The organism is Allobosea sp. NPDC055353 (assembly GCF_053644975.1).
In genome coordinates, this window is record NZ_JBSHMC010000001.1 from 467,372 (window position 1) to 484,904 (window position 17,533).

General features: G+C 65.8%; 8 protein-coding genes. 4 read left to right on the plus strand and 4 right to left on the minus strand.

The genetic code is table 11. From position 1 onward, the window contains the following. Positions 1 to 86 precede the first annotated feature (86 nt). From ACWIEX_RS02105 to ACWIEX_RS02120, 4 genes are all read left to right on the plus strand, one after another. Positions 87 to 9,083 (plus strand): peroxidase family protein, encoded by an 8,997-nt coding sequence (locus ACWIEX_RS02105; RefSeq protein WP_454031494.1) that lies wholly within the window; start codon positions 87 to 89, stop codon positions 9,081 to 9,083. A gap of 74 nt (positions 9,084 to 9,157) precedes the next feature. Beyond that, positions 9,158 to 10,930 (plus strand): type I secretion system permease/ATPase, encoded by a 1,773-nt coding sequence (locus tag ACWIEX_RS02110; RefSeq protein WP_454031495.1) that lies wholly within the window; start codon positions 9,158 to 9,160, stop codon positions 10,928 to 10,930. After that, complete coding sequence (locus ACWIEX_RS02115; RefSeq protein WP_454031496.1) at positions 10,927 to 13,407, plus strand: calcium-binding protein; 2,481 nt, start codon at positions 10,927 to 10,929, stop codon at positions 13,405 to 13,407. Before ACWIEX_RS02110 ends, ACWIEX_RS02115 begins: the two co-directional genes overlap by 4 nt. Positions 13,408 to 13,429: 22 nt before the next feature. After that, a complete protein-coding gene (locus tag ACWIEX_RS02120) occupies positions 13,430 to 14,773 on the plus strand; it encodes an HlyD family type I secretion periplasmic adaptor subunit (RefSeq protein WP_454031497.1) in 1,344 nt (447 codons plus the stop codon). Positions 14,774 to 15,060: 287 nt separating this feature from the next. Here the strand turns inward: ACWIEX_RS02120 and ACWIEX_RS02125 are convergent, their stop codons facing one another. From ACWIEX_RS02125 to ACWIEX_RS02140, 4 genes are read right to left on the minus strand one after another with little or no spacing between them, the layout of a single operon-like run. Further along, positions 15,061 to 16,071: a zinc-binding alcohol dehydrogenase family protein gene (locus tag ACWIEX_RS02125; protein WP_454031498.1), complete on the minus strand. Its 1,011-nt coding sequence runs from the start codon at positions 16,069 to 16,071 to the stop codon at positions 15,061 to 15,063. Between the two features lie 35 nt (positions 16,072 to 16,106). Beyond that, positions 16,107 to 16,511: a cupin domain-containing protein gene (locus ACWIEX_RS02130; RefSeq protein WP_454031499.1), complete on the minus strand. Its 405-nt coding sequence runs from the start codon at positions 16,509 to 16,511 to the stop codon at positions 16,107 to 16,109. Continuing rightward, positions 16,508 to 17,110 (minus strand): SDR family oxidoreductase, encoded by a 603-nt coding sequence (locus ACWIEX_RS02135; RefSeq protein WP_454031500.1) that lies wholly within the window; start codon positions 17,108 to 17,110, stop codon positions 16,508 to 16,510. Before ACWIEX_RS02135 ends, ACWIEX_RS02130 begins: the two co-directional genes overlap by 4 nt. Further along, positions 17,100 to 17,495 carry a VOC family protein gene (locus ACWIEX_RS02140; RefSeq protein WP_454031501.1) on the minus strand — a complete coding sequence of 132 codons (396 nt, stop codon included), beginning with the start codon at positions 17,493 to 17,495 and terminating at the stop codon, positions 17,100 to 17,102. Before ACWIEX_RS02140 ends, ACWIEX_RS02135 begins: the two co-directional genes overlap by 11 nt. Positions 17,496 to 17,533 lie beyond the last annotated feature (38 nt).

Below are 17,533 nucleotides of genomic sequence, written 5' to 3' on the forward strand. Positions count from 1 at the left end.
AGAGGAAGGGCTCGATCCCCACAATCCGCCATCCGAAGCAGTAATGAGCGACTCTTTAGTCGCCTTCGATTTTTGGGGAGAGGCAGATGGCTGTCAAACTCAATCGGCATGATCTTGAGTTCGTCCTCAAGCAGATCAAGATTGCCGAGGCTCACGTTGCGGGAACCCCCCTGACGCAGCTGATCGACCAGCCGCATCTGCCGTTCGGGCTGCGCACGGTCGATGGGACCTACAACAATCTCATCCCCGGGCGTGAACTTTGGGGCGCCTCCGACCAGCCCATGCCACGGATGTTCGATCCGCGCTGGAACAACGAGGGCGACGAGACCGGCATCGACATCAACGGACCCGACACCCGCGGGCCCGATGGGATTCCCGGCACTCCCGATGACCTTCCTCCCGGCGTTGACGATCCCGCGGACAACGTCACCAACACCAATTACGAAGCACCCGGCCATGTCGTGGACGCCGATCCGCGCATTATCACCAATCTGATCGCCGACCAGACCCTGAAGAACCCGGCGGCGATCGTGGCTGCGCTTCAGTTTGCCGAATATGACGGGCCGATTCTCGACGCGTCGGGCGTGCCCGGCGCGCTGACGACCATCAACGGCCTCTACCAGACCTATCTCGGCCAGGCAGCGACCGCAGTGGCGAGCGCGTTGTCAGGCCTCGGCGCCGGAGCCACGGCGGCCCAGAAGAAGGCAGCTGTCGCGGGTGCCATCGAGCCGCTCAAGAACACGCTCCATGAGACGCTGCTTGCCGGCTATGGGATCGAGATGGATGGCGACAATCTCGTCGTGCCGAACGTCGCGCCCGACGAAGGCCTGTCCGCTCCCTTTAACGGCTGGATGACCTTCTTCGGCCAGTTCTTCGACCACGGCCTCGATCTCATCCACAAGGGTGACAACGGCACGGTCTGGGTTCCCCTCGCCGCGGACGACCCGCTCCGGACCCACGGACCCGACGGCATTGCCGGCAGCGGCGACGAGGTGCCGCCAAGCCGGGCCTTCATGGCCATCACACGCCTTGCACCCGTCAAGGAGCCCGGCCCTGACGGCCTGATGGGAACTGCTGACGACATCACCACCCAGGAAGCGCGGAACAAGACCACCCCCTTCGTCGACCAGAACCAGACCTACACCTCGCACGCCTCGCACCAGGTCTTCCTGCGTGAGTACGAGATGGTCGACGGCAAGCCGATGGCGACAGGGCATCTGCTGGACGGCGCCAATGGCGGCCTCGCCACCTGGGCCGACGTCAAGCAACAGGCCCTCGAGAAGCTGGGTATCCAGCTCAGCGATCTCGACGTCCTCGGCGTGCCGCTGCTGCGCACCGACGCTTATGGCGAGTTCATTCGGGGACCGGACGGTTTCCCGCAGGTCATCTACAATATCGGTCCGGACCTGATTCCGAATACGGCCGACGACCTGACCGTCAGCGCCACGCCAGGAAGCCCGATCGTGCTTGCGACGATCAACGGTGGCCTCGGCCCCGTGCGGACGTCGCACCAGTTCCTCGACGACATCTCCAACAATGCCAACCCGGTTGGGACCGTCAACGGCCAGCCCGCTATCCTGCAGCCGGACGAAAACACGGAGACGGACCCGCTGGGCAATCCGATTCCAAGTAATCCTGATCTGAACCCAGCCTACGATAACGAACTTCTTGACAAGCACTTCATCACTGGTGATGGCCGCGGCAACGAGAACATCGGACTGACCGCCGTCCACCATGTCTTCCACTCCGAGCACAATCGGCAGGTCGACGACGTGAAGAAGCAGGCGCTGGCCATCGCCGCGAGCGGCGAGGCCGACGATATCGCCTTCCTGAACGAATGGCTGCTCCAGCCTGTGGGGCCCGGCTTTAACCCCGCCACGCTCCAATGGGACGGCGAGCGCCTGTTCCAGGCAGCCCGCTTCGCGACGGAGATGCAGTACCAGCATCTCGTCTTCGAGGAGTTCGGCCGCAAGGTTCAGCCGAATATCGACCTCTTCGTGTTCAACACGATCACCGACGTGAACCCCGCGATCTTCGCGGAGTTCGCGCATACGGTCTATCGCTTCGGCCATTCGATGCTGACCGAGCACCTGAAGCTGCTGCCGCTCGACGCCAGTGGAAATCCGGTTCTCGGGACCGGTCAGACGATCAACGACTGGGGTACCGATGTCGGTCTGATCGAGGCTTTCCTCAACCCGGTGATGTACGATCAGAACGGCAGCCTCACCGCCGAACAGGCCGCCGGCGCGATCATCCGGGGCATGACCTATGTCCGTGGCAGCGCCATCGACGAGTTCGTGGTCGAATCGCTGCGCAACAACCTGCTGGGCCTGCCGCTCGACCTCGCCGCGATCAACATCTCCCGTGCGCGGGATGCCGGCGTGCCCTCGCTCAACGAAGCCCGCACGCAGCTCTTCGCTGCCAGCAACTCGAGCTGGCTCAAGCCCTATGAGAGCTGGGCGGATTTCGGCGCAAACCTGAAGACGCCGGCCTCGATCATCAACTTCATCGCGGCTTACGGCCAGCATGAGACGATCGTTGATGCCGTCACGATGGCCGAGAAGCGCGATGCCGCGATGGCGATCGTCTTCGGCGTGCCCACCGGAACGGCGGCGACCGTACCTGCCGACCGGCTCGACTTCCTGAATGGATTCGGCTCCTGGAACGCCGAGTCCAGCGGTCTCAACGACGTCGATCTCTGGATCGGCGGCCTCGCCGAAAGGCTCATGCCCTTCGGCGGCATGCTCGGCTCGACTTTCAACGCCGTGTTCGAGCTGCAGCTCGAGAATCTGCAGGAGGGCGATCGGTTCTACTACCTGTCCCGCACCCAGGGGCTCAACCTGCTGAACGAGCTCGAGAACAACGCCTTCTCGAAGCTGATCATGGCCAATACCGATATCGCCGAGCCGGGGCCGGACGGCATTCGTGGCACCGAGGACGACATCGTACGGCATCATATCGGCATCGACTCGTTCGCGAAGTACGACGGCATCCTCGAAGTAGACCTGAGCAAGCAGATCGCGCTTGATCCGGAGGGCGACGACCCGTTCATGAACGCGATCCGCGCCAAGGTGCAGCGCGATGATCCCACCACCGCCGGAGCCGACCAGAACTACCTCCGCTTCACCGGCGGCGAGCACATGGTGATGGGCGGTACCGCGGGCAGCGACACGATCATCGGCGGTGACGGCGATGACGGAATCTGGGGCGGTGCGGGCGACGATCGCATCGAGAGCGGCCATGGCGTCGACCTCGTCAGCGCGGGTGCCGGCGACGACATCATCACCGACAGCGGGGACACGGGCGACTTCCTCAAGGGCGAGAGCGGCGACGACATCATCGCCAACTCGAACGGGCTCGACGTGCTGATGGGCGGCGATGGCAAGGACATCTTCCTTGTCGGCGTCGATGCCACCGAGGTCTTCGGCGGCGAAGGCGACGACTTCATGCTCGGCGGCCTCGATCACGACTTCCTGCTCGGCAACGAGGGCGACGACTGGATGGAGGGCGGAGACGGTTTCGACGTTCTGAACGGCGACAATTCCGAGCTGTTCTTCAACTCGACCATCCTCGGCCACGACGTGCTGATCGCCGGCGAGAACGAGAATGATTTCGACGCCGAATCCGGCGACGACATCATGGTCCAGGGCGAAAGCGTCATGCGCAACGAGGGCATGTTCGGCTTCGACTGGGCTATCTACAAGGGCAGCAGCATCGCGGCCGACGCGGACATGCGCATCCCGTTCTTCACGACCGTCGCCGACGATATCCTGCGCGACCGCTTCGACCAGACCGAAGCCATTTCAGGCTCGGACCACAACGATGTCATCCGGGGTGATGACCGCGGCAGCAACGAGGAGATCGAGGTCGAGCTCAGCCTGGCTGACCATCGGCTTACGCAGGCGGGCGTCGAGCGCATCGACGGGTTGCGCGACCTGCTCGACCTCGACGACTACACGCCTGCCGCCGACGAGGATCCGGAGACGGTGACCGCCTGGACCGGTGGCAACCTGCTGATCGGCGGCGATGGCGGCGATCTCCTCGAAGGTCGCGGCGGCGACGACTTCATCCATGGCGACGCCTGGCTGAACGTCCGCATCCGCATCACGGGGGTCGGTCAGGCGAACGAGGGCGTGAACGAGATTGCAACGGTCGACACGCTGAAGCACGTGTTCGCCGCCGGAGAGCTCGACAGCAATGGCGACCCGATCCCGCCGGCCTGGCACGGCAAGTCGCTGAGCGAACTGTTGCTGTCTCGCGAGATCAGGCCCAACCAGCTCCATATCGTGCGCGAGATCAAATACGACGAGGATCCGAGCAACGATACCGATACCGCTATCTTCGCGGGCAACAGGGATTGGTACGAGATCACCCATGTGGGGGATAAGACACTCGTCGCCCGGCGCGAGATGGAAGAGGTCGATCCGCAGATCGACGAAGGCGTCGATACACTTGTCGGCATCGAGCGAATTCTCTTCGCCGACGGGATCTATACGATCCGCCAAACCGGGAACCATGACCCGACCGGCCGGCTGACCATCACGGGCCTCCCCGCGGAGGAAGGCCAGCCGCTGACGGTGAGCAGCTCCGCCATTCGCGATCTCAACAACCCCGATGGCACGGTTCAGAGCGGCGACATCACCTACCGGTGGCAGATCGAGCGGAACGACGGGACGGGCGACTACATCAATATCCCGGGCGCTTCTGGCGATACCTTCACACCAGGCGGAGACCATGTCGGCCTGCGAATCCGCGTCCTGGGCAGCTATACGGATGGCGGCGGCGTGCTGGAGGTCGTGACCTCGCAGCCCACGGACCCGGTCGAGAATGTCGACGGCGATCCGGCTGGCGATGTCCTCATCAGCGACATGACCCCCACCGAAGGCCAGCCGCTCACCGCGACAGCCGCCTTCACCGATCCGGACGGAATCACGGATGCGTTCGAAGAGGGCCTGCTGACCTATCAGTGGGAATCCTCGACGAACGGCACGACCTGGATCAGCGTACCCGCCGAGAACGGCGGCAACGCACGAACCTTCGTGCCCGGCCCCGATCTGGTCGGCAATCATCTGCGCATGCGCATCAACTATACGGATGATGGCGGCAACGCGGAGGAAGTCATCTCGACCGCGACCCAGATCGTCGGCAACTACATCGTCGACAACGCCCCGATCATCAGCGAAACGACGGGTGGAGACGCTCAAGGCGGCACGACGATCGGTGACGATATCGTGCTCGGCGGCGCCGGAAGCAACGACATCAGCGGCGGGGCCGGCGATGATACGCTGCTGGGGGGGGCCGGTGACGACACGCTCTCCGGAGACGATGGCAACGATGTCCTGAACGGCGGAGCCGGCAATGACACGGTCAATGGCGGCGCCGGCAACGACATCATCCTCTACGGGAATGACGAGGGCTCTGACGCCATCTCGGGCGGCGAGGGGTCCGACACCTTGCGGATCGTCGAAGGCGCGTTCGGTGCTGACGATGATCTGACGGTCGTCCTGGCCGGAGGCGTCATCACCTCCGTCAACGGAAGCGCCTCCGTCAGCGGCGTCGAAGCGGCGGAGCTGCATCTGAACGGGGGCGTGGACACGCTCGCGTACCAGACCGGGCAGAATGTCTCGGTCAACCTGCTCTCCGGCGCTGCCACGGGCTTCTCGTTCATCCGCGGGGTGGAGAATGTCTTGGCGGGAGGCGGCAACGACACCCTGCTCGGCAACGGTGACGCCAATAACCTGAACGGCGGCGACGGCCACGACGATGTCCGTGGCGGCTTCGGAAACGACGAACTGCTCGGCGGGGGCGGGAATGACCAGCTCTACGGCGAGCAGGGCGACGACGTCCTGGCGGGAGGCGCCGGCAACGATCGGATCGATGGCGGTGCGGGCAATGATACGGCTTCCTACGTTTCCGCTGGTGGTGCTGTTACCGTCTCCCTCGCCGGCACTCCGGTGCGGGCGAGCTTCGAGGAGCAAGACACCGGAAGCGCCGGCTTCGACAGGCTGATCGCCATCGAAAACCTGGTCGGCAGCGACTTTGGCGACACGCTTGCCGGTGACGCGAACGCGAACATCATCGACGGCGGCGCCGGCGCGGATGCCATGGATGGCGGCGCGGGCAATGACACCTATGTCGTCGACAATGCTGGCGACACGATCGGCGACGTCAGCGGCGTCGATACCGTTCAGACCGCGCTCGCGGGCTATCAGCTCGATGCCGATGTCGAGAACCTTGTCCTCACCGGAAATGCGGCCATCGATGGTATCGGCAACACCCTGGACAACGAGATCACCGGCAACGCGGCCAACAACACGTTGAACGGTGGCGGCGGCACAGACACCGTCGTGCTCGGCGGGGCCATCTCCGACCACGGTTTCGCCCTGACGCCGCAGAGCAATATCACGGTCACGACGGCTGCCGGCGGAACCGATACGCTCGTCGGTATCGAGCGGGCGAAGATGGGGGCGACCAGCTATCTCATCGTTCCCGGCACGAACGGGGCCAATAGCGGCGCCCTGGCGATCCTGGGGGGCAACGACGCGGAATTGCTGCTCGGCTTCAACGGGGTCGACGAGCTCCGTGGCAATGGCGGCGATGACCTTCTCGTCGGCGGGGCCGGTGCGGACGAGATGTTCGGAGGCGCCGGGAACGACATCTACTGGGTTCAGCAAGCCGGCGATCGGGTGACGGAACTTTCCGGCGAAGGGATCGACACGATCCACTCGAATGTGAACCGTAACCTTGGCAACGCGGCTCAGGTCGTCGGCGAGGTCGAGAATGTCGTTCTGGTCGGCGCAACCGGAGTCGAGGCTCTCACTGCCGTCGGCAATGCTCTGAACAACCAGCTCACCGGGAACGCCGGCGACAACACGCTCAACGGCGGAGCGGGGAACGACACGCTGATCGGCAATGCTGGCGACGACAGCTTGGCGGGCGGCGCCAACGACGACATCCTCGACGGCGGCGCGGGCGCGGATACGCTGAACGGAGGAGGCGGTATCGACACGGCCGTATTCGCCGGCAAGGCTGGCGACTATGTCTTCGGCGTGGGTTCGGGAGGTCTGGCAACCGTCACGCATCTCGCTACCGGCGACGTCGATACGCTTTCGGCTATCGAGAAGATCCGGTTCGGCGATGGACCTGTCCTCGATATTCTGACCGGAGTCGTCGGGATTCCCAGCGGGCCAGCCATCATCTTCGGATCGGGCGGCAACGATACGATCGTCGGCGGCCCTGGGGAGGATGTGATCATCGGCGGCACCGGCGACGATACGCTGAACGGCAGCGATGTCGGAGACGGTGACGACAATGTCACGGCGGGCAGCATCGACGATGACACCTTTATCTGGTCCGTCGGCGATGGCACCGACACGATCAACGGTGGCCGAGAAGGCGTCGGCGGTGACCTGTTCCAGATCATCGGCAATGAGGCTGTCGAAACCTACCGCATCTACACCTATGACGAGGCGGTGGCTCGGATCGGGTTTGCCGGCAGCGATGAGGCGGAGATCATCGTCACACGTCAGTCCGAAGGAGGCGCGGAGACGATCATCGCCGAACTGACGGAGATCGAGGAGATCGCCGTCAACGGGGCAGGTGTCAGCGGCAATGGCTCGTCCGGCGGCGACACGTTCGAGATGTATGGCGACTTTGCGGTGGCGACCAGCCTGCGACCGGACACCATCACCCTGTTCGGGACCAACGGCGACGATACGATCGACATCACGTCGCTGCGCTCGGCCCACCGCATCGTCTTCAAGACCGGCGGCGGCAACGACACGATCGTCGGAACCCTGCGCCCTCAGGATGTCATCGAACTGCCGGATGGCGCGACGATCGCCGATTATGAGGTCACGATCGACGAGGAGACCGGACTGACGAAGCTTGCCGGAGACGGCCATTCGCTCACCTTCGTCGCACCTCACGGAATGCCGGACTTCGGCGCGGATTATCTCGGCGATTACCGGGATGATGACGACACCGGCAGTGACGATGACGATGATGACGATGACGACGACACCGGCAACGGTGATGACGATGACGGCGACGACACCGGGAATGGTGACGACGACGATGACGATGATGACGACACTGGCAGTGGCGGCGACGACGATGATGACGATTGCGGTTGCGACGACGATGACGAGACCGGCACCCCGGCGCCCAATCCTTCTGGCGGGGCGGTGCGAACCGGCACGGGCCAGGCCGACGTTCTGGTCGGGACGGCAGGCGCGGATTCGCTGATCGGTTTCGGCGGCGACGACGTGCTGACCTCGGAGGGCGGTGACGACACCATCACCGCCAGCGAAGGACACGACTTCGCCGATGCCGGGGCGGGCACCGACATCGTCTTCCTCGGCGGTGGCAACGACCATGGCTTCGGCGGCGAGGGGAGCGATGCCCTCTATGGCGAGGCCGGCGACGACCGGATCTTCGGCGGGGCGGGCAACGACCGCCTCGAGGGCGGCACGGGCGACGACACGCTGGTCGGCGGCGCGGGCGACGACCACTTCATGGGAACGCTCGGCGACGGCAACGACACTTATCATGGCGACGATCTCGGCGGCGGCGATGATGTCGACACGCTCGATCTCTCGGCGGCATCGGTGACCGTCACGGTCGATCTCGGCAACGGCCTGCTCGGCCGCGGCAGCGCCGTCGGCACCCAGACGGGGACCGACACGCTGTGGGGGATCGAGAACGTCGCGACCGGCTCGGGCAACGACGTGATCACCGCCAGTTCCGCGGTCAACGTGATCGAGGGCGGCACGGGCGACGATGTCTTCCGCTTCCGCGATCAGGAGGCGGCCGACGGGGACACGATCCTCGATTTCGAGCCCGGCGACCGGCTCGACCTGTCGGGGATCGACGCCAATCTCGGTGCTGGCGGGAACCAGGTCTTCAGCATCGTGAACGGGCCAGACTTCACCGCCTCGGGCCAGCTGATGGTCACCTACGAAACCCGCGAGGACGGCCAGTACACGATCTTGTCCGGCAACACCGGCGGCGATCTGAATGCCGACTTCCAGATCGACCTGAAGGGCACGATCACGCTGAACCCGGGCAACATCGCCCTTTGATGTCCGGGTTCGCCACCCCGGCCGCGGGGCCGGGGTGGCACATTCTCCAGTTCTCATCGTCCCGGAGTAGCGTCATGGCCCCAACGAACCTGGCACTCGCACGCAAGCGCGACGCAGCCAAGCTGACCGAAGGCCTGCGTGGGATCGTGATCTACCTCGTCGCGATCTCCTGCCTGATCAACCTGCTGGCCCTGACCGGCTCGCTTTACATGATGCAGGTCTACGACCGCGCCCTGGCCAGCGGGAGCGTGCAGACGCTGATCGCGCTATCGGTGATCGCGCTGGTGTTGTTCCTGTTCCAGGGCGGGTTCGATCTCGTCCGCTCGCGCGTCCTGCTGCGGATCGGGGCGCGCTTCGACCGGGACGTGGCGCCGATCGCGCATCGCGTGGCGATCGACATGCCCCGCTTCGGCTTCTCGACGACCGAGGCGCTGGAGCGCGGCCGCGACGTCGACAGTGTTCGGGGTTTCCTGGCCGGACAGGGGCCGGGCGCCTTGTTCGACCTGCCGTGGATTCCGATCTATCTCGTCTTCATCTACCTGCTGCATCCCTGGCTGGGCGCGCTGACGTTGGGCGGGGCGGTGGTGCTGACCCTGCTGACGCTGGCGAGCGAGGTCATCGCGAGGCGGGTCGCGGCGGAGGCCAGGCAGTCGGGGATCGGACGTAGCGCCATCGCGGAATCGAACACGCGCAATGCCGAGGTACTGAAGGCGATGGGCTTCGCCGGCCGTGCCACCGAGCGTTTCGCCGAGGCCAATCGAAGCCATCTCGAGCAGCAGTCGCGCTCCAGCGACGTCGTCGGCTCCTTCGGCGCCTTCGCCAAGGTGCTGCGCATGGTCCTGCAATCGGCGGTGCTCGGGCTCGGCGCCTATCTGACCATCAAGAACCAGCTCTCGGCCGGCGCCATCATCGCCGCCTCGGTCGCTTCCTCACGCGCGCTGGCGCCGGTCGACCAGGCGATCGCCAACTGGAAGCCGTTCGTGGCGGCCCGCCAGGGCTTCACACGCCTGCGCGAGACGGTGGTCGCGCTGAGCAAGGCGGTCGAGCCGATGCGCCTGCCCGCGCCGCATCGCTATCTCAAGGTCGATCGGATCACCGTGGTCGCCCCCGGCAGCGGTCAGGTGTTGCTGAGCGAGGTCAGCTTCGAGGTGGCGGCCGGCCGCGCGGTTGGCATCATCGGCCCAAGTGGCGGCGGCAAGACCACGCTGGTGCGTGCGCTGACCGGGATCTGGCCTTGCTTGCGCGGCGCCGTGCGGGTCGATGGTGCCGAGCTCGAGCAATGGCCGGAGGAGGATATTGGCCGGGCGATAGGCTACCTGCCGCAGGAGGTCGGGCTGCTCGACGCCACGGTCGAGGAGAACATCTCGCGGCTCTCGGCCTACGAGGATTCGGGCGCAATCGTCACCGCGGCCACTGCCGCCGGCATCCACGACATGGTCGTGCGCCTGCCGGCCGGCTATCGCACCCCGCTCGGCCCGCAGGGCGCGGCGATATCGGCCGGCCAGCGCCAGCGCATCGGGCTCGCCCGAGCGCTCTACGGCAATCCCTTCCTGGTGGTGATGGACGAGCCGAACTCCAACCTCGACGGCGACGGCGAAGTCGCGCTGACCCGCGCGATCGAGGCGCTGAAGGCCCGTGGGGCGATCGTCATCATCGTCGCGCACCGTCCGAGCGCGCTCGCTGCCGTCGACTATGTCGGTGTGATCCAGGCGGGCCGGCTGACGGCCTTCGGACCCAAGGACCAGATCATCAAGCCTACGGGCGAAGTGCAAGGGACAGAGGCGAGCCCGCCGGGAGCGCCGATGCCGCGCGTTGCACCGTTCGAACCGCAGAAGGTGCCGGCATGATCGACGTCAAAGCCGCACGGCGCGACGTGCAGGCGCCGCAGGACCCAGCCCAGCTCTACGACCGCGCCACCCAGGACGCGCCACCGTCGCCGCGCGGGCCAGCGTTGCTGGTCGCCATCATGGCTGCGGTGATCGCCTATCTCCAGGGTCTGATCGAGCCCGGCCGGGCCGCGGTGCCGGAACAGGAGAAGCCCGAGCAGCCGCAGCAGGCCGCCGGCGAGGCGGCGGCCAGGATCTCGGAAGAAGTGCCAGTCAGGGACGAGGCGGCAGACGATCCGGACGAGACCGGCTCGATCAAGGAGAAGGACGAGAAGGCGATCGGCACTGGCGGCCCCGGGCCGAGTGTGGCCGGGCTGCCGGACTTCCTCGGCATCGACTCGCCGATGTTCGAGTTCGAGCAACTGCCTTTGCCGCCGTTGCGTCCCGTCAGAATCCCCGACGCCTTCGGCGACGATGCCAGCAACGATAACTGGGCCTCCGGCCGCGTAGCCGCCGGTTCCGGCGCCGCTGCCTCGGGCGCGGACGGCTCCGGCTTCGTATCGCCGGTGATCAATGGCGGCGATGGCGGGGGCGGCTCCGGCCCCGGCTATGAGCCGCCGACCCCGGTCGATCCCGGCTCTGGCCCCGGCCCCGGGCCGCGCAACCGCGCCCCGCGTGTCTCCAGCCCGGTCCGGCTCGTCGATATCGGCTCCTGCCAGACCTCGATGCTGACCGTCGCGCTACTGCTCGCCGGAGCCTCCGATGCCGATGCCGATCCGCTTTCGATCTCGAGCATCGTCGTCTCGCACGGCACCCTGGCCGAGGCCGAGGGCGGCTGGCTCTATACCCCGGCGAAGGACTACTTCGGCCCGGTCACCGTCCGCTACATGATCGGCGACGGCAAGGCGTCTGTCGCCCAGTCGGCCAGCTTCGAGGTGGTCGAGTTCATCGAGCTGATCGGCACCGAGGGTGACGACACGCTGATCGGTACCGAATGCCGCGATCGGATCGAGGGGCTCGGCGGCAACGACACGATCCACGGCCTCGGCGCCTCCGACATCATCCTCGCGGGTGACGGCAACGACGTCGTCCATGCCGGGGCGGGCAACGATCTCGTCCATGGTGGCGCGGGCAACGATACCATCCATGGCGGCGCCGGCAACGATACGCTCTACGGCGAGGCCGGCAACGACACGCTCTTCGGCGGCGAGGGCGATGACCTGCTCGATGGCGGCAGCGGCCACGACACGCTCGCCGGCGGCAGCGGCAACGACGTCATCCTCGCGGGTGACGGCGATGACATTGCCGATGGCGGCGACGGCGACGACATCATCGACGGCGGCGCCGGGCGCAACACCATCCTGACCGGCTCGGGTACCAACTCGGTCGTCGCCGGCGACGGCGGCAACAGCATCGTCGGCGGCTCGGGTGTCGATACGATTCGACTCGGGGCCGGCAACGACGTGGTCCGGTCCGGGGGCGGCGACGATATCGTCGATGGCGGCGGCGGTTATGACAGCGTCTTCGGCGAAGACGGCAGCGACCAGCTTGCCGGCGGCGGCGGCAGCGACCACCTCGACGGCGGAGCCGGCGACGACCTGATCGACGGCGGCGACGGGGATGATGTGCTCGCCGGCGGCGACGGCAAGGATTTGATCCTGGCCGGCGGCGGCGCCGACGAAGTCGACGGGGGCGAGGGCGACGACCTCATCAAGGCCGGCGCCGGCAACGACATCGTCATGGCGCGGGCCGGCAACGACACCGTGCTCGGCGAAGCCGGTGACGATTGTCTCGACGGCGGTGACGGCGACGACATCATCCTTGCCGGAGAGGGCGACGACGAGGTCCACGGCTCGCAGGGCAGCGACATCCTGGCGGGCGGCGCCGGTGCCGATGAGGTCGAGGGCGGCGAAGGCGACGACCGCGTCATCGTCGACGCCGATTACGCCGCCGACAGCTATGATGGTGGGGCTGGGACCGATACGCTCGATCTCGGCGCCCTCAAGAACGATGTCCTGGTCGACCTGGTCGAGGGGGAGCTTGTCAGCTCCGAGAATGGCCGCGACGCGATCTCCTGCTTCGAGGTGGTGATCGGCGGCGAGGGCGACGACTGCTTCATCATCGCGGCCGACAACCCGGCCACCGTGTCGGGCGGCAAGGGCGACGACCAGTTCCGGTTCGAGCTGGAAGGCCGCGATGCGGTCGAGGACGCGCAGGAGCTGATCCACAAGATCCTCGACCTTGAGGCCGGCGATCGCATCCTGATCAGCCAGTACACGCTGCGCCGCGACGATGAGGACGACGACGATGAGACCGAGCGCGACGGCTTCGAACGCATCTACGGCGAAGATGATGGCGACGCGCGCCCGTTCAGCTTCCGCATCGAGAAGATCGGCGATTACGAGACCACCTTCATCGACGTCGATATCGCCAGCGAAGGCAGATCGGAGTTCTCGATCGAGATCAGCGGCGCCCACAACTTCTACTACTTCAACTGACACCTGGCGGCGGAGTTGAGTGATGAACGCGCATAGTCCCGACCGCGACGTAATCCACAGATCCGTAGCGATGGAGGCCTGGCGCGAACAGAGCTTCCCGCTGCGCGGCCATGTCCTGTTCGGGCTGATGCTTGCCGGAGGGCTGGTGATCGGCTGCGGCGGCTGGGCGGCGACAGCGCGCCTCGCCGGCGCGGTCATCGCCCAAGGCTCGGTCAAGGTCGATCAGAACCTCAAGGAGGTCCAGCACCGCGACGGCGGCACCGTGCAGGCGATCGCCGTACGCCAGGGAGACCGCGTCCAGAAAGGGCAGGTGCTGTTCCACCTCGACGACGTCCAGATCCGCACCGAGCGCTCGATCATCCGCTCGCAGCTCGCCGATTTCCTCGGACGTCGCGCCCGGCTGACCGCCGAGCGGGACGGGCTCGACGCAATGCTTGATCCGTCGGGGTTGAACGAACTGTCCGAAGAGGCCGGCCAGATCATGGAGGGCGAGCGCCGCCTGTTCGAGGGCAACCGCCAGAATCGGGCCAGCCGCAAGGAACTGCTTGAGATCACCATCGTCCAGTCGGACGAGGAGACCAACGGGTTGCTGGCCCGCCTCTCGGCCAAGCGCGAGGAGCTACGCCTGGTCGAGATGGAGCGCGGCAAATACCTGACGCTGTTCCAGAAGGGGTTCATCGACGGCGTCAAGGTCTTCAACATCAACCGCGAATGGGCCCGGCTGCTCGGCGAGCGCGGCGAGATCGAGGCGATGATCGCCCGCGCCAAGCTGCGTATCAGCGAGGCGCGGCTACAGATTCTCGCGATCGACGAGACCGCCCGCACCGAGGCGCAGCGCGAGCTGACCACGGTCGAAGCCAAGGTCGCCGAGCTTTCCGATCGGCGCTTCGCCGTCGAGGACCGGCTCGCCCGCACCGAGATCAAGGCGCCCGTCGCCGGCACCATCAACGAGCTCAGCGTGTTCACCGTAGGCGGCGTCATCACCCCGGCGGCGCGGCTCGCCACCATCGTGCCGGACACCGCCAAGCTACTGGTCGAGACCCGGATCGCGCCGGCCGATATCGACCAGGTTCGCGTTGGCCAGGCCGCTCGGCTGCGCTTCGCCGCCTTCGCGCGCAACACCACGCCGGAGATTCCCGGCCATGTCCGGCATGTCTCGCCGGCGACGACGCGCGATCCCCAGTCGGAGGCGACCTTCTACGTCGCCGAGGTCGAAATCGCGCGGGACGACGCGGCGCTGGAAGGCAAGAGCCTCGTGCCGGGCATGCCAGTCGAAGTGCTGATCACCACCGAAGACCGCACCGCGCTGTCATACCTGGTCAAACCGATCCTCGACCATGCTCACCGCGTATTCAGGGAGCGGTAATGGAAGCCTAACAACAACCTAACCCAAAACTCTCGCCCAGCCTCGTTGCGTCCGAAAACCGTATCGATCCGCCCGGGATGTCCTGGCGTCGTCCTTGGAAGAATTTGCCGACGATCGTGTCAGCGCCATCGCCTGCTAGGAGCCCCAGCCGGCGTGTTGCCCAAAGTCTCCAGCGTCCGATTTCGGGCAACCTGCCGAGGTCAACTTCTGGCGCATTCCGCAGGATCAGTTGCGTATCACGGCAAGCGCAATAAACCTGCCAAGACGGTGCAACCGGGGCCCGCCGCCTACCAGCCTTCCACGACGATCTTGCCCTTGGCCGCTCCGGTCTCGACGCGCCGATGCGCCTCGCGCAGACTTGCCGCGTTGATCGGTGACAGGGTTTCCGCGACCGTGGTGCGCAGGCGGCCGGCATCGATCTCGTCGGCCACCCACGAGAGCAGCTTGTGCTGCTCGATCATGTCCGGCGTCTGATGCATCGACCGGGCGAACATGAACTCCCAGTGCAAGCTCGCTGCTTTGGTCTTCATACCCACCATCGGCATCGGCAGGTCGGTGTCGTCGATCGAGACGATGGCGCCTTGCGGTTTGACGAGTTCGACAGCCGCGTTCCAGTGGCGCATGTCGTTGAAGATCGCGACATGGTCGACGAACTTGAAGCCGGCTGCATGCACCTGCTTCACCAAATCCTGTCGGTGATTGACGACATGATCGGCGCCGAGTTCCTTGACCCAGGCGATGGTCTCCGGACGCGATGCGGTGGCAATGACGGTGAGGCCGGCACACTTGGCCAACTGGATGCCGATCGAGCCGACGCCGCCGGCCCCACCGATGATCAGGATGGACTTGTTCTTGTCGGTGCCGTCGCGGTCGATCTTCAGACGATCGAAGAACGACTCGTAAGCGGTGATGCTGGTAAGCGGCAGCGCCGCGGCTTCCGCAAAGGAGAGCGACTTCGGCTTGAACCCGACGATGCGCTCGTCGACGAGGTGGAATTCCTGGTTCGTACCGGGACGGGTGATGTCGCCGGCATAGTAGACCTCGTCGCCGACCTGGAAGAGCGTGGCGTCGGGACCGACCGCGTCGATCACGCCAGCGGCGTCGTAGCCGATGACGCGCGGCTGCGGCTCGACCTTGTCCTTGGGCGAGCGGACCTTCGCATCGACCGGATTGATGGCGATGGCTTTGACCGCCACGAGGATATCGCGCCCCTGCGGCACAGGCTTGGGCAAATCGAGATCAACGAAGGATTCGGGATCGGTCACCGGCAGATAGCGGGTAAAGCCGACGGCTTTCATGATGGGGCTCCTTGTTTGGCGGGCGATCGCCCGGATCAGCTGAGGGTGGATGATGGGGCTGCGCCACGCGCGTTTGCCGCCTTGAGTTGGTAGGCCGGATTGAACTCGACCGTGACGAAGACCAGCTCTGTGTCGCCGGTGTTGGTCAGGTCGTGGACAAAACCACGGTCACGCCCAAGATCCGGGAAGTGGCGCGTCTCGCCGGCACGGTAGGTGACGTCGACCACGCGACCGTCGCCGGTGCGCGAGCGCGCCCTGCCATTGGTCAACACCGTCCAGAAATAGGGGCGATCGTGGCGATGCGCGGGCAACGTCGTTCCCGGAGGCAGGCGCAGGTGCCAGACGCGCATGCCGGCCTCTTCCGCAACGAGTTCCGTGCCGATCCGATCGTTGGTGGCGGCGACGGCGATCTCGTCGGCCGAAAGGGGCTGCGTGGTCATGCCGCGGCGCTCCAGGCCGGATAGGTGGAATAGCCCCGCTCGTCGCCTCCAAACAGCGTCGTCCCGTCGAAGGCGGCCAGCGGCAGGTTTTCGCGGAAGCGGCGCGGCAGATCCGGGTTGGCGATGAACGGCCGCGCGAAGCAGACCACGTCCGCCAGGCCGTCGTCGATAATCTTCTCGGCGGCTTCCAGCGCCGCATTCATCGCCGTCTTGACGAAGGTTCCGGGCACCGTATGTCGGGCCAGAAAACCGGAGGTCAGCGTGACCGTGCCGCCGGGCCGGATATGCTTTGCAGCGGCGCGGGCGACCGCCAGTGATCCCCAGAACTTCACATCGAAGGCCGCCTTCGCCGCCTCCAACGAAACATCGGTCACCTTGCCGCCAGGCGCCTGCGAGCCGGCGGTGACGACGACATGGTCGACTGGGCCCAGCCGCTCGAACCAGCTTTCGACCGCGGCAGGGTCGGCGATATCGAGCCCGGCCTTGCGACCGGCGATCTCGACGCGGCCCGGCCGCTGCGACAGGGTTTTGGCAACGGCCTTGCCGATGCCGCTCGCGCCACCCACGACGACAGAAACGGTTTGATTGTCAAAGGGCATGTTCGGTTTCCTCGGGAACGGGCTCGGAAAAGACGGCCTCCAGCAAGGGGCCGCCGGGAGCATGGAAGAACAGCCGCCGCTCCTGGATGTCGGCGAGGTCCATCGTCGAATAGCGGATGCCCAGCCTGTCGAGCCTGGCGCGAAACGCGCCGTAGCCTTCGAGCCGGAGACCGACATGGTCGATCGCCTCGGCGGCGCGGTCGAAGCCGAAGCCATGCGAGCCGATGACGTGAACCACGGGCTGTCCCTCGGAATAGAGCCAGGTGCCGGGAATGCGGCGGATCGCCTGCGGGCGCTCGCCTTCCTCGAGATCGAAGACCTCGCGAAAGAAGTCGCGTGTTCCGGCGATGTCGCGGGTTCGGATCGTGACGTGATCGAGACGCATGTTAGGCCGCCTTTCTTGCAGCGGAACATACGTCTTGC